We start from the raw sequence: 20,296 nt of genomic DNA, 5'->3' as shown, positions 1-20,296 counted from the left end.
GGCGCCGCGTTCATTCAGCAAACACGCGTTATCGTTGACGTTTTTCGCGAGCAAGCTCGCTCCTACATTGGGTGGGTGTTGTCAGTGTTTGATCAGTTTGTCCAAGCCATCCAGTAAACGCTTTAACGCGCCCTGGTTGGCCTGCATCACCTTGAGCCCCGCCTGCGCCATCTTGCGTGCGTCCTGAGGCAACTCAAACAACTGTCGCACCGCTTCGGCCAGCCCATCGGCATCGTCCACCTCCCGCAAAGCCCCGGCGTCGCGCATCATCGCGGTGATGTCGAGGAAGTTGAAGACATGCGGGCCCATGATCACCGGTTTACCCAGCGCGGCCGGTTCCAGCGGGTTGTGCCCGCCGGTCGGCACCAGGCTGCCGCCGACGAATGCGCTGTCGGCCAGGGCGTAAAGAAACAGCAATTCGCCCATGGTGTCGCCAAGCAGCACCGAGGTGTGCTCGGTAACCGGCTCGCCGCTGGAGCGACGCACGGTGGCAAACCCTTGCTGCACACAGCGCTCAAACGTGGGGCCAAAGCGCTCCTGATGACGGGGCACCAGAATCAGCAGTGCATTGGGATAGTTCGCCAGCAACTGGCGATGAGCTGCCAGCACCACGTCGTCTTCACCTTCGTGGGTACTCGCGGCGATCCAGACCGGACGCTCGCTGGCGCCCCATTGTTCACGCAGGGCGGCGGCGCGGGCCGTCAACTGAGGGTCGATGCTCAGGTCGAACTTGATCGAGCCGGTCACTTCCACGGTTTCAGGGCGTGCGCCCAGGCTGCGGAAACGTTCGGCCTCGGTCTCGGTCTGTACGGCGAACAGGCTCATGTCTGCCAGCATCGGCGCCGTCAGCTTGGCAAATCGCGCGTACCCCTTGGCCGAGCGCGCCGACAACCGCGCATTGGCCAGCGCCACCGGGATACCGCGCTGGGCGCAGGCATGGATATGGTTGGGCCACAGCTCGGTTTCCATGATCACCGCCAGCGTGGGCTGCACGCGGTCGAGAAAACGCTTGGCGGCACAGGGCAAGTCGTACGGCAAATAGCAGTGCTGGATGCGCGGCTCATTGGCAAATAGTGCCTGGATACGCTCGGAACCGGTGGGCGTCATGCAGGTGACGGTGATCGGCAACTGTGGATAACGCGCCATCAACCCGCGAATCATCGGGGCGGCGGCAATGCTTTCGCCCACCGACACCGCGTGCACCCAGATTCCGCCGGGCCGCATCACCGGCAAGCCGTAGGAAAACCGCTCGCCCACCCGCTTGGCATAGGCCGGCGCTTTGCGCGCACGCAACCACAAGCGTAAAGCCACCAACGGCAGCGCCAGGTAAAACAGACAGCTGTAGAGAGTTCTATTCATGGCGGCGGAGTTTATCGGCTTTTTCAGTCGATCGCCTGCAAGCACTCGGCAAAACGTTTGGCCAAGAAGCGCGCGGCGGGCCCAAGGTGCTCGTCGCGGCGCCACACCAGTTCCACCACCAGGGCGGGCGGAGTCCATTCGCTGGCCAATTCGACCATCTGTTGCTGGTAGGTCGGGTATTGCACGATATGCCGAGGCAGCCAGGCCCAGCCCAGGCCACTCATCAGCCATTCGGCCAATACGTAGAAGCTGTCGGCGCGCCACACCAGGGGGCTGGCCGCCTCGCTGCCGGGGTAGACGCTGGTCTGGGTCGACATCAGCAACTGCCGAAACTGGGCCAGGTGTTGGCACGTCACGTACTGCTCCTTGGCCAACGGGTGATTGACTCCGCACACCGTGACCATTTCTACACTGCCCACCACCCGTCGCTCCAGGGCTTCGGGAATCTGGTCGTGATAGAACAGCAGCCCCAGGTCCGCCTTGCGCTCCACCAGCTTGCGCGCCACATCGCCCTGGGCTGCGCTGGACAACTGCACCTCCAGCAGCGGGTAGTGCACGGCCAGCGCCTCCAGGCTGTCGAGCACAGGCTGGAACAACATCGCCTCATCCTGGGCCAGGCGCAGGCAGGCTTCCTCGCCGCGGGTCAACGATAAGGCCCGGCCCGTGAGGCGCTCACACTGGCGCAGCACCTCACGCGCTTCCTCCAGCAACACACTGCCGGCCTCGGTCAGGCGCGGTTGCCGGCCGCTGCTACGTTCGAACAGCACAACGCCCAAGTCAGCCTCCAGCAGGGCAATGCCATTGCTGACCGCCGATTGCGCCTTTCGCTGCCCCCGGGCCACGGCAGAAAACGAAAGCTGCTCGGCGACGCTGACAAACAGGCGCATCTGCTCCAGATCCCATTGCACGCTCATGGCTCAACCCATCTCAATTCTAGATAGGTAATGACTTTACCCCATCTGGCGAACCTCTAGAATGCCGACCTTATCAAATGCGCATCACCTCGAGGATTGCCCCATGAATGCCGCCTACTATTACTTGGCCATCGCCATCTGCTCGGAAGTGATCGCCACCGTTTCCATGAAAGCCATCAAAGGCTGGAGCACCCCTATTCCGTTGTTGCTGGTGATCGTCGGTTACGGCGTGGCGTTCTGGATGCTGACCCTGGTGGTGCGCACCGTGCCGGTCGGCGTGGCGTACGCGGTATGGGCCGGGATGGGCATCGTGATGGTCAGCATCGCGGCGCTGTTCATCTACGGGCAAAAGCTGGATGTGCCGGCGATGCTGGGGATGGGCCTGATTGTGCTGGGCGTGGTGGTGATTCAGCTGTTCTCGAAAACCGCCGGGCACTGACCGCCACTCAACAGCCTGTATACTGCGCCTCTTGTCTTGAACACTGAGGTCGCCGATGCCATCCGTTATTTCCACCGACGTTCTGATTGTCGGCGCCGGGGTTGCCGGCCTCTGGCTCAATGCGCGCCTGCGCAGCCAGGGGTTTTCCACGGTACTGGTGGAAAGCGCCACCCTGGGTGGCGGGCAAAGCCTGAAGTCCCAGGGCATCATTCACGGCGGTGCGAAATACGCCCTGCATGGCGCCCTCACCGGCGCCTCCGAAGCCATTGCCGATATGCCGCGCCGCTGGCGTGAAGCCCTGGCCGGCAACGGCGAACTGGACCTGTCCGGCGTGCGCGTGCTGTCCCAGGCGCATTACTTGTGGTCGCCCGGCACGATTGCCGGCAACCTCACCAGCTTTTTCGCCAGCAAGGCCGTGCGTGGCCGCGTCGATCAGGTCAAGGGCGACGAACTGCCCCTGGCGCTGCAGAACCCTCGCTTCAAAGGCAAGGTCTATCGCCTGGCCGAGCTGGTGGTGGACGTGCCCAGCCTGATCAACCGCCTGGCGCAATTGGCTGGCGACGGTCTGCTCGCCGGTCAGCACATCGAACCGTTGCTGGACGGTGACACCCTGGTGGGCTTGAAAGTCGATGGCCGTGAGATCCGCGCCCAGCGCATCGTCTTGAGCGCTGGCGGCGGCACGGCGGATGTGCTCGCAGCCCTGGGCCATAGCCAGCCGGCCATGCAAAAACGCCCGCTGCACATGATCATCGCCAAAGGCCCTGGCCTCAAGCCGCTGTACGCCCATTGCCTGGGCGGCGGCACCAAGCCACGGATCACCGTGACCACCCACCCGGCCGCCGACGGCAACTGGGTGTGGTACATGGGCGGCGATATCGCCGAGGCTGACGGCGTGGCGCGTACGCCTGAACAACAGATCGCCACCGCGCAGAAAGAGCTGGCGCAACTGCTGCCCTGGATCGACATGAGCCAGACCCAGTGGGCCACCCTGCGGGTGGATCGCGCCGAGCCGCTGCAATCGGGGCTGAGCCGTCCCGACAACGCCTTCCTCGCCGAAGACGGCCGCTTGCTGGTCGGCTGGCCAACCAAACTGGCGCTGGCGCCGGACTTCGCCGACCGCGTACTCCAAGCCCTGGAGCGCGATGGCATCCAGCCAAGCGCCAGCGCCGCCCTGCCCGAGTTGCCAAAACCGGCAATCGGCCAACCAGCCTGGGAGCAACTGTTGCCATGAGCCTGCCAACCCTGCACGACCTGTATCGCCCCCTGGGCAGCACCGGCCTGCTGGTGTCGCCCCTGGGCCTGGGCACCGTCAAGTTGGGCCGCGACCAAGGGGTGAAATACCCCAACGGCTTTCAGATCCCTGGCGACGACGAAGCCCGCATGTTGTTGCGCCAGGCCCGCGAGCTGGGCATCAATCTGATCGACACCGCGCCGGCCTATGGCATGAGCGAAGAGCGGCTGGGGCCGCTGCTGCGTGACCAGCGCAAGGACTGGGTCATCGTCAGCAAGGTTGGCGAAGAGTTTGCCAATGGCGTGTCCCATCACGATTTCAGCGCGGCCCATACGCGAATGTCGATCGAACGCAGCCTGAAACGACTTGAAACTGATTTTATCGACCTGGTGCTGGTGCACTCGGACGGCAACGACTTGCATATCCTCAACGATTGCGAGGTTTACCAGACCCTGGCGCAGTTGAAGAAAGACGGCAAGATCCGCGGTTTCGGCTTCTCCGGCAAAACCGTCGAGGGCGGCGTGAAAGCGCTGGAACAGGGCGACTGCGCGATGGTCACCTACAACCTCAACGAACAGGCTGAGAAGGCCGTGATCGACTATGCCGCCGCCCACGGCAAGGGCATCCTGGTGAAAAAGGCCCTGGCCAGCGGCCATGTATGCCTGGAACCGGGAATGGATCCAATTCAGGCCAGTTTCACCTTGTTGTTCGCGCAAACGGGCGTCGCCAGTGCTATTGTCGGGACCATTAATCCGCTGCACCTGGCCCATAACGTAGCAACTGCTGCCCGGGTCATTCGTCAACTCTGATGCCGCCCACGCGGCCGACCCCCGTCGCAAGAAGGAGCCGACATGCCGCGTACGCTCATAAGAAAGAACCCCAGCAACTTCAAGACACTGCCGCTGCACGTCGAAGCCACCCCCGAAGGCCTGAGCTACCAGAGCGTCGGCATGCCGCTCAACTTCGCCCAGACCCTGCAACGGCGCAAGCCGGTCGAGGTGCCAGATGCCGAACGCTTCGCCCTGGAACTGGCGAACCTCGGCGTCTCGGTGCGCCTGACCCTGCATTGGCAAAACAAGGACTACTGGGTGTTGGTGCGCCAACGCCGCCAGGACCGTGGCGACGTGGTGCTCAAGCTGATCTCCGGCTACGTCCCGGCCCATGAACTGAACCTGCCACTGCATACCGCCATTCAGGAAATCGCCGAGGAGTGCCTGCTCGAAACCCCCGAAGGCTGGCTGGGCGGGCGCTTCAACGACACTTGGCTGCCGGCGCCCTACTCCGCTGCCCTGCATTACCGCGAGGCCCTGCCGTTTCGTCTCAGCCCGCTGTCCGGCGCCGCGCGCCCGGTGCGCTGCGCCACCATGCAACTGATCGAGCGCCCACGGGCCTACGTGCACTTGCCGACCGCCTCGCTGCAATTGATTTATGACCTGCGCCTGGAAGTGCCGAAGGAAGCCAAATCCCTCAGTTTGTTTCATGTGGATGAGCGTTTGGAGGGTGACCAGTTGGTGGCGCGCCTGGATCGCCAGCGTCCGGACTTGTACTTGATGCCGCTCAAAGACGGCGAGCCACTGGCAGAGTTGTATACCGTCAAGAAGGATCAGCTGTACCCGGCCAGCACACGCGGCCTGTACCTGGCGGAAAGTTTTGCCCAGCAAGAGGGCTGGCTGGTGCGTGATGAGCGAATTCGCTGGAAGGACTGGCTCAGGCAGCAGGGCCTGGCAGAGCCGGAAAAGGACTCAAAACTCAAGCGCTTGACCGGCAAGGCGCGGCAGATGCTGCGCAAGATCGTGCCGAAGAAAAGCTAGGGGCGAGCAGGCTCGCCCCACGGGGTATCACTCGTTGTTGCGGATCTTCTCGACAATCGCGGTGGTCGAGCTGTTTTCAACCAGCCCCAGCACTTTGACCGTGCCACCGTAGGCGCTGACGATGTCCGCACCCACCACCTGGTCGACACTGTAGTCACCGCCCTTGACCAACACGTCGGGCTTGACCTGAGCCAGCAGGTTTTCCGGGGTGCCTTCGGAAAAGCTGATCACCCAGTCCACCGCCCCCAGACCCGCAAGTACCGCCATGCGCCGGTCAACGCTGTTGATCGGACGGCCAGGGCCTTTCAAGCGGCTGACCGAAGCGTCATCGTTGACCGCAACGATCAGGCGGTCGCCTTGAGCGCTTGCCTGTTCCAGATACGTCACGTGCCCGGCGTGCAGGATGTCAAAACAGCCGTTGGTGAACACAATGCTTTCGTTGTGGGCGCGGGCATCGTCAATCGCCAGCAGCAATTGCTCCAGGCCCAGCACACCGCGCTCCGAGCCTTCGGAACGCTGGATGGCGCGGCGCAATTCCGGTGCGCTGATGGCGGCAGTACCCAGTTTGCCTACCACAATGCCCGCCGCCAGGTTGGCCAGGGCCACGGCATGGGGCAGCTCCTCACCGGCGGCAATGGAGGCTGCCAGGGTAGAAATCACCGTGTCACCGGCGCCGGTGACGTCAAACACTTCACGGGCACGCGCCGGCAGGTGCATGGCCGGGTGGCCCGGACGCAACAGGGTCATGCCGTGCTCGCCACGGGTCACCAGCAAGGCGCCCAAGTCGAGATCGGCCATCAGCGCCGCGCCCTTGCTCACCAGCTCGTGCTCATCGGCACACCCGCCGACGATGGTCTCGAACTCGCTGAGGTTTGGCGTGAGCAGGCTGGCGCCTCGGTAGATCGAGAAGTCCTTGCCCTTGGGATCGGCGAGCACCGGAATGTTGCGGGCCTTGGCGGCCTGGATCAACACCTGGTGATTCTGCAAGGCGCCTTTGCCGTAGTCGGACAACACCAGCACCTTGATACCGTCGAGCAGCGCGTCGACCTGGTCGCCAAGGGCCAGGGCGTCGGTGGCGAAGGGTTCTTCAAAATCGATACGCAGCAACTGCTGGTGACGGCTCATGACCCGCAGCTTGACGATCGTTGGCTGATGGGCGATGCGCTGGAACAGCGCACGCACACCGGCACCCTGCAGGCTGTTGGCCAGACTTTCGGCCGCTTCGTCGTCGCCGGTCACCCCTACCAGGGAAGCCGGGGCGCCGAGCGCGGCAATATTGAGCGCGACGTTGGCAGCGCCACCTGGGCGGTCTTCGATTTGCTCGACCTTGACGACCGGCACCGGCGCCTCAGGGGAAATCCGTGAGGTACCACCATGCCAGTAACGGTCGAGCATGACATCGCCGACCACCAAGACAGCGGCTTGATTGAATCGCGGCATGGACAACTTCATGGAGCAACCCACATACAAAATGAACAGGGGCGCGATATTAGCACAGGGTTTGCGATGGCTTGCGACCACCGCAGGGCAAATGTGGGAGGGGATTTGCTCTCTGTAGGAGCGAGCAAGCTCGCTCCTACATTTCATTTACCCCGTGATGCCGGGTGGATCAGGTGATATCCGCCTGCACCGGTGCATCCAGGCCCATGGCATGCAGGCGGGCGTAGTAACCGTTCTGCGCCAACAACTCGCCGTGGGTACCACGCTCGACAATCCGCCCGTCGTCCATCACCAGAATCAGGTCAGCCTTCTCGATGGTGGACAGGCGGTGTGCGATCACCAGAGTCGTGCGGCCTTGCATGACCTTATCGAGTGCCGCCTGGATATGCCGCTCGGACTCGGTATCGAGGGCCGAGGTGGCCTCGTCGAGGATCAGCAATGGCGCATTCTTGAGCAACGCACGGGCAATCGCCAAGCGCTGACGCTGGCCACCGGACAACAACACACCGTTCTCGCCCACCTGAGTATCAAAGCCCTTGGGCAACTGATCGATGAAGTCCTTGGCATTGGCATCCGCCGCCGCCGCTTCAACGTCGGCACGAGGCGCACCGGCCAGGTCGCCGTAGGCGATGTTGTTGGTCACGGTATCGCTGAACAGAGTGACATGCTGGGTAACCTGGGCAATGTGCTTACGCAGGTTGAGCAGCTTGTAGTCCTCGATCTCGATGCCATCGAGCAGGATCTCACCACTTTCATGGTGGTAGAAACGCGGGATCAGGCTGGCCAGGGTCGACTTGCCACTGCCCGAACGCCCCACCAGCGCAATCATCTGCCCAGGCTCGGCGGTAAAGCTGATGTCCTTGAGCACATGGCGATCGGTACCAGGGTAGGTGAAGTTCAGGTGACGCACTTCCAGGCGACCGCTGACCTTGTCACGTTCAACAGTGCCGTGGTCGACCTCAACGTCTTCGTCCAACTGCTCGAAGATGCTTTCGGCGCCCGCCACACCTTTCTGGATGGTCGAGCTGACCTCCGAGAGTTGACGAATTGGCTTAGGCAACAAGCCGGCCAGGGTGATGTAGGCCACCATGTCGCCCGCCGAGGCGTCGCCACGCAGGTACAGCACCAGGAACATCAGCACGGCCATGGCGGAGTAGATCACCAATTGCAGCGCCGGGGTGTAGATCGCCCCGGTGCGGGTCATGCGCAGTTGCTTGTTGGTGTTGCTCTGGCTGGCCTTGAAAAAGCGCTTCTGTTCGTAGACTTCGCCGCCGAAGCTGCGCACCACGCGGTAGCCCTGGATGGTCTCCGAGGCCACGTGGGTCACGTCGCCCATGGCCACCTGGATCTTCTTGCTCTGCTTGCGGAATTTCTTGCTGGCGGTACTGACCATCACAGCAATCAACGGCAGGATCGCGATCATCACCAACGTGAGGCGCCAGTTCATGAACAGCAAGGAGGCGAACAGGAAGATCACCGTCATGCCTTCGCGGATCACCACCTTGATGGCATCGGTCGCGGCCCCCGTGACCATAGTCACGTTGAAGGTGATGCGGGAAATCAGATGCCCGGAGTTGTGGTTATCGAAGTAGCGGTTGGGCAGCGTCAGCAGGTTGTTAAACAACTGCACCCGCAAGTCGTGGACCAGGCCCAGGGAGACCTTGGCCAACAGGTAGTTGCCCAAAAACGAACCCAGGCCCTGCCAGGCCGCGATCAGGATGATCAGCAACGGCACCGCCTGCAGCAATTGCAGGTCGCGCAAAAAGGGCACGGTCGGGAACAGCACAGCTTCCGGATTGGAGAGACCATCGACAAAGTACTTGAGGATGTAACCCAGCATCGGTTGGGTCGACGCGAAAATCAGAAATCCAAGGATACTCAACGCAAACAAGCCCATATAGGGCTTAACGTAACTGAGCAGGCGGAAGTATATTTTCAAGCTCGAAGGGCTTGCGCTCGGACTGGAGTCGGTCATATCACGCGGCGTTTTGAAAAAGGAGGCTGACTTTAGCACAGCTTCTCTGTTGTACTTGCACCCGGCGTAAGCCGCGGCCCGGTTGGATCCTACCGGCGACATTACTTAGCCACTAGCTTAAGATGGTCGGCTTTCTCTTTCTGGAATGGCTTTACTGTATGCACTCCAAGCGCCTTACCTATGGCTCAAATCGCGTTTTCGACTTCCTGGTCCTATGGATTTTGCCTGTTGGCTTGCTGCTGCTCCTGAGTGCACTGTTCTTTGTCGGCAATCGCAATGTACTGCACCGCATTGTCTACATCCTGTTCAGCGTACCGACCTTGTTTCTGTTGTGCATGCGCCCTCGGGAGTTCAAGGACCTGCTGCGCGAGCCCCTGGCGATCGCGTTCCTGGCGTTCTCCGCCTGGGCGTTGACCAGTCTGCTCTGGAGCCCCGCGCCCAGTTCCGATACCGACCTGTTCAAGCGACCGCTGAATACCTTCATGCTGTTTGGTGGCTGCGGGCTGTTGCTGCATTACCGCAACGAATTGTTCAAACCGATCTTCTTCAGCGCTGCGGTGATTGCGCTGGTGGTGAGCCTGGGTAATCTGGTGGCGTTCGCCAAGGGCTATTCGCCCGGTTTGCGCATGATCGGCGGCCTGGGCGCGCTTGATAACCCGCTGTTGAGTTCGCATCTTTTTGGGTTCTTCACCGTGTACTGGCTGTACGTCTGCATGACCACCCAACGCATGAAGGTGTTGTGGTTCAGCGTACCAGCCCTGACGATCATGACCATGGCCGTACTGGCGACCGGCTCACGCACGCCACTGGTGGCGCTGACGCTGGCCATACTTTGGATGAGCTTTGTCAGCCGTAATCGACGCGCTGCACTACTAATCACCGGCATGGTACTGGGCGCCGCCGGACTCCTGTTGTTCTTCCCCGAAATGATCACTGGACGTGGCAGCTCGTTCCGCCTTGAGCTGTGGGGCATGACATTGCAGCTCGTCGCCGAGCACCCTTGGATCGGGCATAGCTACGATTCCGAGCTTTACCTAACGGTGTCCGATGGATACCAACTGCGCGAGCCCCACAGCTTTGCCCTCGGCGTGCTCTATTACGTCGGCATCATTGGTTTTATCCCCTGGGCCTTCATGCTCGGCTGGGGCCTATACAAAGGTTTGAAGGAGCGCGCCCAGCCGCTGTTCATCCTGGCATCGTCCCTGCTGGCCTATGGCATCGGAGCAGGCCTGACCGAAGGCGGAGGGATCCTGTCACGGCCCAAGGAACATTGGTTCCTGCTGTGGATCCCCCTGGCAATCATCACCGGCCTGAGCCTCGCCCAGCGCCATCACAGCCTGCTGCGCATGAAGGTGCAGAACCTCAAGCCCGCCGCGTTTGAACAGCTGTGCAGTAATGCCCATGTGATTGAAGCCGATGGCCTGGGGCCCAAAGTCCTGCGTCTGGAAGACGGCAGCTTCCTCAAGCTGTTCCGCCCACGCCGCTGGTACACCTCCGGCAGTTTCAACCCGTACTCCGAGCGTTTTGCCAGCAACAGCGAGCAACTGCGTACCCTGGGCATTCCTACGCCGCACATCCTCGGGCTCTACCGCCTGAACGACGCCAGCAGCGCAGTGCGCTACACGCCGTTGCCCGGCCTGACGTTGCGCCAAGCGTTGCAAAGCCTGGACAGCAGCCTGCGTGAGTCACTGGTGGAGCGCTTTGGCCGGTTCATGGCGCAACTGCACGAGCGCGGCGTGTACTTCCGTTCGCTGCACTTGGGTAACGTGTTGTTGATGGACGATGGTGAATTCGCCCTGATCGACGTGGCCGACCTGCGTATCTACCCGTCTTCACTGCGTTACGCATTGCGCCAACGTAACCTGCGCCACATGCAGCGTTATCCCCAGGACCGCAACTGGCTGTTCGAAACGCACTTCGAACAACTGGTCAAAGGTTACGCCTCGGTGGCAAGCCCAGCCGCCACGGCGAAAATCCGCGAACAGGTCCAGAGCCTGTAAACCCCCTCTGTAGGAGCGAGCTTGCTCGCGAAAAACTCACCGGCACCGCGTTTATTCAGGAAGCACGCGTTATCGTTGACGTTCTTCGCGAGCAAGCTCGCTCCTACAGGGTGCGGTGGCGGTTCAGTTTTTGAGCGGTGCCAGATACAACCGCACCAGCCCCCGCAAGGTCTTGCGCCCCCAGAACTTCAAAGGGATCTGCTTGAGAATCTCCCGCGCCAACGGGCGGTCGCGGTCGGCGGTCTTGAGGAACATCGAGTTCAGAAAGTTGTAGCGAACCGCGTCATAGGCCGGGTGCTCGCTGAACTTCGCGTAGGTCTTGAGGATGTTCTGGATCATGTAGCGGTGGTTCTTGTACGTGTTGTTAGCGTGCTGGCGATACTTGGCCATCACCACGTCAAGGGCGTCGATGGTATAGCCCGCCGCCGTGATCTTCAGTTGGATCAGCAAGTCTTCCAGGGGAATCTGTGGGTCGAAACCACCGACCTCCTCCAGCACTTCGCGACGTATCAGCATGGTCGGCGCCGGTGGAAACGGCTTGCGGTCCAGGAACAGGTCGTCGAAATCCAGACGGCGAAATGGCACGTCGCGACGTTGTTTCTTTTCTGGATGCAGGTTGCCGTCCCCGTCGATCAGCTCGATATTGCCAGCACACATGCCCACCTTCGGCTTGCCGTCCATATACGCCACCTGGGTGGCGATGCGGTCCGGCAACATGATGTCATCCGAGCCGAACGGCGCAATCAGGCTGCCCTTGGCGCGAGCAATCGCACCGTTCAAGGTAGCGCTGAGCCCTTGGTTCTGCTGCACCTGAAAATCAAAGCCGTGCTCGGCCTGCAAGCGCTGGATACGTTCGACGCTGTCATCCCTGGAGCCGTCGTCGACCACCAACAGCTCGATATTGGGGTAGGTCTGCCCCAGCACGCTAAGAATGCTTTGCTCGATGTACTGGCCATGGTTGTAGGAAGCGATGATCACCGAGACCAGGGGTTGTGGCTGATTCATGCTCTACCTACTTCACGCAAACCGGTTTCAATCAGGGTCAGGTACTTGTGCTTGAACTCGTCGAGGGTGTGGTTGGCCTCCAGATAGCGGAACACCTCTTCACCCTTGGCACGTAATTGTTCATCGCTCAAGGCCAGGTAAGTGTCCAGGGCCGCAGCCAGTTGTTCGACGTTGCCCGGGTCGTGGGACAAGCCGCCCGCGCCCTGCACCAGCGGCAGCATCGCCGGGCCGTTGGAGGCAATCACTGGCAGATGGCCGCTCATGCCTTCCAGCAAGGCCAGGCCCAGGCCTTCGAACAGCGACGGCATGGTCCAGATATCGAAGCCGCGCACGTACTTCATGCCGTCTTCGCGAAAGCCCAGCAAGTGCGCACGGCCGGTCAGGCCCAGGCGCTCGATGTCGGCACGCAGGTCGGCTTCGGCACGGCCAGAACCAATAATCCCAACCTGCGCCTCAGGGTATTTGTCCTTGAGCGTGGCGAAGGCTTGCAGCAGATGGGTATGACCTTTGATCGGTACCAGGCGCCCCAGGGCGCCGACCATCCGCGCATCCATGGGCAGGCCCAGGGCCTTGCGCGCGTCCTCACGGGACAACTGCAAAGCCTCTGCCTGGGGAATGTCGATAGCGTTGGTGACGTAGGTGGTGTTCTCACGGGTGAACCCGCAGTTGAGGTCTACCAGGTAGTCCTTGACCGCTTCGGACACACCGACAAAGCGCCACGCCGGGCTGACCCAGCGTTGGGTCTGACGCCGACGGTAACCACGGGCGTACTCGCCAAAGCCGTGGGAGATGCCGATGCACAGCGGGATCTTCAACCAGCGGTTGAGCGACAACATCATGTTCACCGACTTGAAGCGGTTACAGATGACCACGTCGAACTTCTGCTCGCGGCAGTATTTGTAGATCTGCCACATGGCGCCAAAGCGAATGCCCTTGAGGGACTTCTCTGGCAGCTCGAAATAGTGGGAGTGTTCGGCCACGCTCAGGGGCTGGCCAGGCAGCGGGCGCCCGCTGAGAAATCCGGAGGTCACCTCAAAGCGCTCAGCCGGCAGGGATTTGACGATTTGCTCACCCAAGTCGGCGAAGTCATGGGTCTTGACGTTGTAGTCCGGCTGTAACTGCAAAACCTTGAAACGAGGCTTCATAACTCTCCATGCAGCGATCTGGCTACGGGCACGCAGCCCGGTAAAAAGGGCGACAGGCGCATACCGGCCTGCCTTCAATCGGCTCTCAGTCCTGCTTCAGGACCCACAACAGCTCGTGACGGCGCACGGCCTTGCGAAAGAATTCGTTCTCGCCATAGGGCGACGGCCTACGGCCCGCCAGCAGTTGCTGCAACCACCTACGCACTCGACGCTTGAACGGCGCTGACGGCTGCAGGTCGTGCATCATGCCCAGGGCCATGGCCTTGTCCTGCTGCTGGCTCAAGGCGAGGGCGAAACTGCACGGCACCAGCTCCACAGCACTATCGAAACGCGGCGGCAACGCCACGCCAGCGCCGGAATCGCCCATGGGCCAACGGTCGTTATCATGCAGGTGATTGGCGTAGCCGAGCAATGTGTCGGGCTGCCACGCCAGGCCCTGCAAGGCTTCCAACACTGCCGCATGGGCGCAGATATGGTCGGCGTGGGGGTCCAGCAACGGCGTGGGCAACACGATGACCTGGGGCCGCGCCTTGAGCAGCAGCGCCCGCAGGTCGGCGATCAGGTTATGCCAGGTCGGCGCGCCATCAGCATCGCCAGGCAGGGCAAAACCATTGAACTGGCGAAACAGCCGCGTATCGGCCAAATCCGCTTCGCGGGAGGCTTGCGGCTGATCCGGCGCGGCTTGCATGGCTTGCAACTGCATGCAGAAGTAGCCCAACTGCACGCACTGCGCCTCGGGTACGCCCGCCCAGCGCGGCACCGCGACGCTGTCCCAGGCCCGCAAACGGCCCTTGAGGCGCGCAGCTTCAGCCTTGGGCAAGCCCATATGCTGATAATGCTCGGCCTCGATTTCACCGGCCGTCAGCGTGACGATCCAACTTTCAGTCGCCTGGCTGTAAAGGCTGAACGCAGCCAGTTCGGCATCGTCGGCATGGGGCGCGATCACCATCACACGTTGCTGGCGATAGTCCGGCTGGCGAAAGCGCCACAGCGTCGGCTGGCCCTTGATCCGGCAAAAACGCCCGCGCAATTTGAGCTTGCCCGCGGCCAAGGCTTCGGCGGCGCCGGTCAGGTTCAGATAACGCCGCCCAGCGACGCCGCGCTCGAAGGCTTGCCGGTCCGGGCTTGCCAGGCCCAACAGGTCCACCGCAGGGTCGAAGAAACGCCCCAGCCAGGTACTTTTCAACTCAACGCCGACGATCAGGGTTTCATCCGCCGCCAACGGCGCATCCAGCAGCAGCCGGCCCGCCTCCAGGTGCAAGCCGGGCTGTTCGCTGCCGGCCGGGAAGGCATACTCATAGCTGTCTTTGGGCGAGTAAAACAGGTGATCGGCAAACCAGGCTTCATGGGCGGCCCACAGCAGCACCGCAAGGATCAGCGGCAACCACCAGGCCACCAGTACGCCGGTGGCGACCAACACCAGCACGCCGATCAATAGCGCAATACGCTTGTTACGCCGATGGCGCTTGAGCAGTTGCTGTTTACGGCTCATACACTGAACACCGGCACCGGGTTGCACCAGCGCTCCTTGTATTCACGGTCGGAACGCCCGAAGGAAAAGCGCAGTGACTTGTTCGCCGCCCGCGCCTGTTCCCAGGCACTTTGGGTATTGAGAAAGCTCAGCACGCTGCCGGGGCTGAATGCACGGGTTTCAGGGTCCACGCCGCCGTTGACATACTCGGCGCTGAACCACTCGTTGGACTGCACCTGATACACCAATTGCACTGCAATCGGCGCGTCGTTCAGAAACAGCACCGAGCCGAACAGGAATTCCTTGAGCAACTCCAGCACCTCGGCCAGACGCGCCGCGCCCGCCGCCGGGAAGCCCCAACGGCGCTGGAACAGATCGCAATAAATCGCCGCCAGCTCTACGCTCGAGAACTCACTGACCGCCCGTACCACGCCGCCCGCCTCTTCCAACAGGCGCAGTTCACGCCGCTGGTTGTAGCGAAACTTCTTCGACAGGTCTTCGGGAGTACGCGCCATGGCCAACTGCTCGGCCTGGGGTTTGAGGGTGCTCACGCGCCCCTCGTTCAAAGTCGACAGGTAGCGCGCACGATGCCGCAACGGTACCTGCGCATCGGCAGCAATCGGCAGAATGATCTCGGCGTTGCCCAGGTCAAACAGGCCTTTCTTGCCGCTGCGCTTGAGCACGTCCTTGGACAGCGCCAGGTCGCGTCCCCAGGTGGCAATTGCCCCCTTGAGTTCACCACCTTGTTCCCAGCCCAGGTAGCGCACGGGTATCTGCGCCAGGCCGGCCAAGCGTTCGATCACCTGGGGATGGGTCGCCACGCTGCCGCCGTAACGCTGCCAAGCCTGGGCGTAAACCTCGGCCTCGACAGGCGCCCAGCCACGTTCACGCCAGCCCTGGAAGCGGTTCAGCATTTAAACCACGGCGTCATAAGGGTCTACGCCGTCCTTGACCACGAGGATGTCTTCCATGATCAGGTACTGCAGGTCCGAACCGAAGAACATGTTCAGCGCGTCGGTCGGCGAGCAGATCATCGCTTCGCCACGACGGTTGAGCGAGGTGTTCAGGGACACGCCGTTGCCGGTCAGCACTTCCAGCTCTTTCATCATGTCGTAGTAGCGCGGGTTGTATTCACGCTTGAGCACCTGGGCGCGGGAGGTGCCATCTTCATGGACTACTTCCGGCACACGGGTCTTCCATTCTTCCGACACTTCAAAGGTGAAGGTCATGAACGGCGCCGGGTGATCGACCTTGATCATCTGCGGGGCCACGGTGTCGAGCATCGACGGGCAGAAAGGCCTCCAACGCTCGCGGAACTTGATCTGGTGGTTGATGCGATCCGCCACGCCGGTCGCACTTGGGCAACCAATGATCGAACGACCGCCCAACGCACGCGGGCCAAACTCCATGCGGCCCTGGAACCAGGCCACCGGGTTGCCGTCGACCATGATCTTGGCAATGCGCTTAGGCATGTTCTCGATCTTGCGCCAGTTCGGCTTGCTCTCGTGCTTGGCGCACGCGGCAATCACGTCTTCGTTGCTGTAGGACGGGCCGAGGTAGACGTGCTCCATCTTCTCAACCGGTACGCCACGAGCGTGGGACACATAGGCAGCCGCGCCAACAGCGGTACCGGCATCGCCGGAGGCCGGTTGCACGAACAGTTCTTTGACGTCGTCACGGGCAATGATTTTCTGGTTCAGCTTGACGTTCAGCGCACAGCCGCCAGCGAAGGCGAGCTTGCCGGTGTCCTTGAGAATGTCGCCCAGGTAATGGTCGATCATCTGCAAGGCCAGTTTCTCGAACAGCGCCTGCATGCTGGCCGCGTAGTGGATATACGGCTCGTCGGCGATGTCGCCTTCGCGCTTGGGGCCCAGCCACTCGATCAGTTTTGGCGAGAAGTAGAAACCCTTGCCCTTCTCTTTGTAGCGGCGCAGGCCGATGACGTTGGCGTAGTCGGTGTTGATCACCAGCTCGCCGTTTTCAAAGGAGGCCAGGCGCGAGAAGTCGTATTTGCTGGCATCGCCGTACGGCGCCATGCCCATGACCTTGAACTCACCGTCGAGCATCTCGAAACCGAGGAACTCGGTGATTGCGCCGTACAGGCCGCCGAGGGAGTCCGGATCGTAGAATTCCTTGATCTTGTGGATCTTGCCGTTTTCGCCGTAGCCAAAGAAGGTAGTGGCGTACTCGCCCTTGCCGTCAATGCCCAGGATCGCGGTTTTTTCCTGGAAGCCCGAGCAGTGGTAGGCGCTGGATGCGTGAGCCAGGTGGTGTTCCACCGGTTCGATCTTGATTTTCTTCGGATCGAAGCCCAGTTGCTCCAGGCACCAGACGATCTTGTTGCGATAGCGCTTGTAGCGACGGTTGCCCATCAGGATCGCGTCGAGGGCGCGGTCCGGGGCGTACCAGTAACGCTTGGCGTAGTGCCAGCGCGCCTCGCCGAACAGGCTGATCGGGGCGAACGGGATCGCCACTACGTCAACGTCCGAAGGCTTGATGCCGGCCTGTTCCAGGCAGAACTTCGCCGACTCGTAGGGCATGCGGTTCTTTGCATGTTTGTCGCGTACGAAGCGCTCTTCTTCGGCGGCCGCAATCAGCTTGCCGTCGATATACAGGGCTGCGGAAGGATCATGGCTAAGGGCGCCGGACAGGCCAAGAATCGTCAATGCCACTGGGGTCTAGCCTCTTTTAGTCTGCATGCAGGCGCATCGCGCCTGAAAAAAGTGTGTTTCCCGCCGGGGCGGGAAACAGCTAAAGGGCGGGATTATAGCTTAAAAGCGGTAGGAAGCTGTTAGCGCAGCTCGATGCTGCCGTCCGCGCTTTGGCGGTAGATCGTGTAGGGCAGCACGAGCGTGTCCAGGACAGCAGAGACGGGCACATCAAGAATGACCCAGGGAATACCATTCAACGAGAGATCACTTGCAGAGTTCGGCGGCCCATGCAAGACACACAAGTCATAAACCACGCCGCTATAAACACGCGGAACAGAGTTGCAGTAGGTATTCTTCCTCTTGAGGTCCAGAACAGTGACGTCATCGCCACGCAGCACCGTGGTCGTAGTGCCGCAGCCGCCCATGAGCAACGATATTCCCAGCAATACCAGCAACCTCAGAATAGGAGTCCGCATAGTTGATTCTTCTTGTTTGTTAAAAAGACCGAGAACCTAACACCACAGAACCAAGGCTTCAGGCTTACGCAGTCGACGCTAGGCGTAGGAAGCATCCCATTGCGCCCAGCGGTAAGGATTTCGGCAAATCAGAGGACGAGTCGTTAAACTTGTAACATTTTCGCCTGCGCCCCTCATTTGCGCGCTACCAACCGGCCCTTTCATGACTCCTTCTGCTCCAACCTGCCTTGCCTTACTGCTGGGCTTGTGTAACACCGCCCAGGCCGACAATGCGCCCCTGATCCTGGACCCCAGCGTGGTCACCGGCTCGCGCAGCGCCAGCCCGACGTTCGACCTGCCGTATTCAGTGGACGGCATCAACCGCGAACAGATCAACGACGGCCAACTCGGCATCAACGCCTCCGAAGCCCTGTCCCGCGTACCCGGCCTGGTGGTGCAAAACCGCCAGAACTATGCGCAGGACCTGCAAATTTCTTCCCGAGGCTTCGGCGCCCGTTCAGCATTCGGCGTGCGCGGCATCAAGCTGATCGCCGACGGCATCCCCGCCAGTACCCCGGATGGCCAGGGCCAGGCCGCCACCTTCAACCTCGATACCGCCGAACGCATCGAAGTGCTGCGCGGCCCGGCGGCGACGCTGTATGGCAGTAACGCCGGCGGTGTTATCCAGATGTTCTCCCGCGACGGCGAAGGCCCGCCGCGCATCGGCGCCGAAACCCTGGTGGGCAGCGACGGGCTGAACAAGAACCACCTGAGCGCCGAGGGCGCGGCGAATGGCGCCGGGTTTGTGCTCGACGCCTCGCGCATGGACACCAACGGCTACCGCGATCACAGCAGCGCGCGCCGCGACCAGACCTTCGCCAAGCTCAATGTCGAGCCCGATGACGACAGCAAGCTGGCGCTGATCTATAGCAGCCTGGAGCAGAACGGTACGCAGGATCCGCTGGGGCAGACATGGGCGGCATACAAGGCCGACCCGCGTTCGGTGAGCGCCAATACGCTGAACTACAACACGCGCAAAAGTATCGATCATCAGCAATTGGGGATGAATTACGAGCGGTATTTCGGTAGCGCGACCTTGCAGGTCAATGCTTATACCGGGCGCCGTAGTGTGATTCAGTACCTGTCGATCCCCAAGGGCACGCCCGCCAACGAACGCGGCGGTGGCGTGGTGCAATTTGACCGTAAGTTCTACGGCGGCAGCGTACGCTGGATGCAGCCCATCGAAAGCGCGCCTGGCGAGCTGATGATCATCACCGGCCTGGACTTCGACCAAAGCGAAGACAGCCGCCATGGCTATCAGAACTACAGCGGCAACACCCTCGGCGTGAAAGGCCAACTACGCCGCGACGAAATCGACACGGCTCGCAGCCTCGACCCGTATATCCAAGCCAACTGGGCCCTCGACCGCTGGACCCTGCAAGCCGGCGTACGCCACAGCACGATGCAGATGGACGTTGACGACCAGTTCCTCAGCAATGGCGACGCCAGCGGCAACAAGACCTACCAGAAAAACACACCTTCAATGAGCGTGATGTATGCGTTCACCCCCGACCTGCATGGCTACATCAGCGCAGGCAAAGGCTTTGAAACCCCGACCCAGGCCGAGCTGGCCTATGCGCCGGGCAACACCGAGGGCTTCAACTTCGGTTTGAGGCCGTCTGAAAGTACCCAATATGAAATGGGTGTGAAAGCGCAACTGAACAACACGCGGATCAACGCCGCCGTTTTCCAGATCACCACCGAGGACGAACTGGTGGTGCAGCAATCCATCGGTGGCCGTACCAGCTACCAGAACGCCGGTCGCACATTGCGCCGCGGCTTCGAACTGGGCGTTGAAAGCCAACTGAGCGACCACTGGAGCACCAGCCTCGCCTATACCCGCCTGCAAGCTCAATACGACAGCGACTTCGCCAATAACGGGAAAACCATCGACAAAGGCAACTACCTCCCCGGCGTGCCACAAACCACCCTGTTCGCCGAACTGAACTGGAAACCACGGGACTGGGTCAGCACCGCCATCGAAGGCATGTACCGCAGCAAGGTCTACGTAGAAGACACCAACCAACAACGCGCCGCACCGGCCTACAGCGTCTTCAACTGGCGCGCGCGGTTTGAGCAAAAGGTAGAGCACTGGACCTTTCACCAGACCCTGCGCCTGGATAACCTGCTGGATCGCCAGTATGTGGGGTCGGTAATTGTGGGCGACGGCAATGGTCGCTATTACGAAGCCGCGCCGGGGCGGTCGTGGTATGCGGGGGCTGGGGCGCAGTACCAGTTCTGAATGCAGCGCCTGGACGGGCGCCATCGCAGGCAAGCCCGCTCCCACATTTTGACCGCGTTCACAGATCAAGTGTGGGAGCGGGCTTGCCCGCGATAGAT

The 20,296-nt window shown here is 61.4% G+C and carries 16 protein-coding genes; 6 read left to right on the top strand and 10 right to left on the bottom strand.

Features of this window, described 5'->3' with window-relative positions:
* Positions 1 to 81: 81 nt before the first annotated feature.
* Positions 82 to 1,359 carry a lipid IV(A) 3-deoxy-D-manno-octulosonic acid transferase gene (waaA, locus tag E1K68_RS03250; RefSeq protein ID WP_212613773.1) on the bottom strand — a complete coding sequence of 426 codons (1,278 nt, stop codon included), beginning with the start codon at positions 1,357 to 1,359 and terminating at the stop codon, positions 82 to 84.
* Positions 1,360 to 1,382: 23 nt separating this feature from the next.
* On the bottom strand, positions 1,383 to 2,273 hold the full coding sequence (locus E1K68_RS03245; RefSeq protein WP_034134745.1) for a LysR family transcriptional regulator: 891 nt from the start codon (positions 2,271 to 2,273) through the stop codon (positions 1,383 to 1,385).
* A 103-nt stretch (positions 2,274 to 2,376) separates the two neighbouring features.
* Here E1K68_RS03245 and E1K68_RS03240 point away from each other — a divergent pair, with 103 nt between their 5' ends.
* The 4 genes from E1K68_RS03240 to E1K68_RS03225 are packed head-to-tail and all read left to right on the top strand — an operon-like array spanning position 2,377 to position 5,754.
* Positions 2,377 to 2,712 (top strand): multidrug efflux SMR transporter, encoded by a 336-nt coding sequence (locus tag E1K68_RS03240; RefSeq protein WP_003188013.1) that lies wholly within the window; start codon positions 2,377 to 2,379, stop codon positions 2,710 to 2,712.
* 55 nt (positions 2,713 to 2,767) lie between these two features.
* On the top strand, positions 2,768 to 3,943 hold the full coding sequence (locus E1K68_RS03235; protein ID WP_192002222.1) for an FAD-dependent oxidoreductase: 1,176 nt from the start codon (positions 2,768 to 2,770) through the stop codon (positions 3,941 to 3,943).
* On the top strand, positions 3,940 to 4,752 hold the full coding sequence (locus E1K68_RS03230) for an aldo/keto reductase (RefSeq protein WP_056782736.1): 813 nt from the start codon (positions 3,940 to 3,942) through the stop codon (positions 4,750 to 4,752). The genes E1K68_RS03235 and E1K68_RS03230 overlap by 4 nt, the downstream gene beginning before the upstream one ends.
* Before the next feature lie 42 nt (positions 4,753 to 4,794).
* On the top strand, positions 4,795 to 5,754 hold the full coding sequence (locus E1K68_RS03225; RefSeq protein ID WP_003188010.1) for a hypothetical protein: 960 nt from the start codon (positions 4,795 to 4,797) through the stop codon (positions 5,752 to 5,754).
* 27 nt (positions 5,755 to 5,781) lie between these two features.
* Here the strand turns inward: E1K68_RS03225 and hldE are convergent, their stop codons facing one another.
* Together hldE and msbA are read right to left on the bottom strand one after the other, a co-directional pair.
* Complete coding sequence (hldE, locus tag E1K68_RS03220) at positions 5,782 to 7,206, bottom strand: bifunctional D-glycero-beta-D-manno-heptose-7-phosphate kinase/D-glycero-beta-D-manno-heptose 1-phosphate adenylyltransferase HldE (protein WP_212613772.1); 1,425 nt, start codon at positions 7,204 to 7,206, stop codon at positions 5,782 to 5,784.
* A 157-nt stretch (positions 7,207 to 7,363) separates the two neighbouring features.
* Positions 7,364 to 9,169 (bottom strand): lipid A export permease/ATP-binding protein MsbA, encoded by a 1,806-nt coding sequence (msbA, locus tag E1K68_RS03215; RefSeq protein ID WP_003188007.1) that lies wholly within the window; start codon positions 9,167 to 9,169, stop codon positions 7,364 to 7,366.
* A gap of 158 nt (positions 9,170 to 9,327) precedes the next feature.
* Between msbA and E1K68_RS03210 the strand changes: the two genes are divergently transcribed.
* Complete coding sequence (locus E1K68_RS03210; protein WP_212613771.1) at positions 9,328 to 11,169, top strand: O-antigen ligase family protein; 1,842 nt, start codon at positions 9,328 to 9,330, stop codon at positions 11,167 to 11,169.
* A 123-nt stretch (positions 11,170 to 11,292) separates the two neighbouring features.
* Here the strand turns inward: E1K68_RS03210 and E1K68_RS03205 are convergent, their stop codons facing one another.
* The 6 genes from E1K68_RS03205 to E1K68_RS03180 form a co-directional block, all read right to left on the bottom strand.
* Entirely contained in the window at positions 11,293 to 12,174 is an 882-nt protein-coding gene (locus tag E1K68_RS03205; protein ID WP_003188004.1) for a glycosyltransferase, read from the bottom strand.
* Positions 12,171 to 13,319, bottom strand: coding sequence for a glycosyltransferase family 4 protein (locus E1K68_RS03200; RefSeq protein ID WP_003188003.1), 1,149 nt, complete (start codon positions 13,317 to 13,319; stop codon positions 12,171 to 12,173). The genes E1K68_RS03205 and E1K68_RS03200 overlap by 4 nt, the downstream gene beginning before the upstream one ends.
* A gap of 85 nt (positions 13,320 to 13,404) precedes the next feature.
* Positions 13,405 to 14,811, bottom strand: coding sequence for a PIG-L family deacetylase (locus E1K68_RS03195; protein WP_003188002.1), 1,407 nt, complete (start codon positions 14,809 to 14,811; stop codon positions 13,405 to 13,407).
* Complete coding sequence (locus E1K68_RS03190) at positions 14,808 to 15,704, bottom strand: GNAT family N-acetyltransferase (protein ID WP_057709605.1); 897 nt, start codon at positions 15,702 to 15,704, stop codon at positions 14,808 to 14,810. The genes E1K68_RS03195 and E1K68_RS03190 overlap by 4 nt, the downstream gene beginning before the upstream one ends.
* Positions 15,705 to 17,462, bottom strand: a complete 1,758-nt coding sequence (locus tag E1K68_RS03185) for a carbamoyltransferase (RefSeq protein WP_003187998.1) — start codon at positions 17,460 to 17,462, stop codon at positions 15,705 to 15,707.
* 119 nt (positions 17,463 to 17,581) lie between these two features.
* Positions 17,582 to 17,917 (bottom strand): YceK/YidQ family lipoprotein, encoded by a 336-nt coding sequence (locus E1K68_RS03180; RefSeq protein WP_032900370.1) that lies wholly within the window; start codon positions 17,915 to 17,917, stop codon positions 17,582 to 17,584.
* 202 nt (positions 17,918 to 18,119) lie between these two features.
* Here E1K68_RS03180 and E1K68_RS03175 point away from each other — a divergent pair, with 202 nt between their 5' ends.
* Complete coding sequence (locus E1K68_RS03175; RefSeq protein WP_212613769.1) at positions 18,120 to 20,198, top strand: TonB-dependent receptor; 2,079 nt, start codon at positions 18,120 to 18,122, stop codon at positions 20,196 to 20,198.
* Positions 20,199 to 20,296 lie beyond the last annotated feature (98 nt).

This window comes from Pseudomonas sp. B2021 (genome assembly GCF_018135665.1).
GTDB classification, from domain to species: Bacteria; Pseudomonadota; Gammaproteobacteria; order Pseudomonadales; family Pseudomonadaceae; genus Aquipseudomonas; species Aquipseudomonas lactis.
The sequence above is the reverse complement of the archived record's forward strand: the minus strand, read 5'-3'. Positions and strand labels throughout refer to the sequence as shown.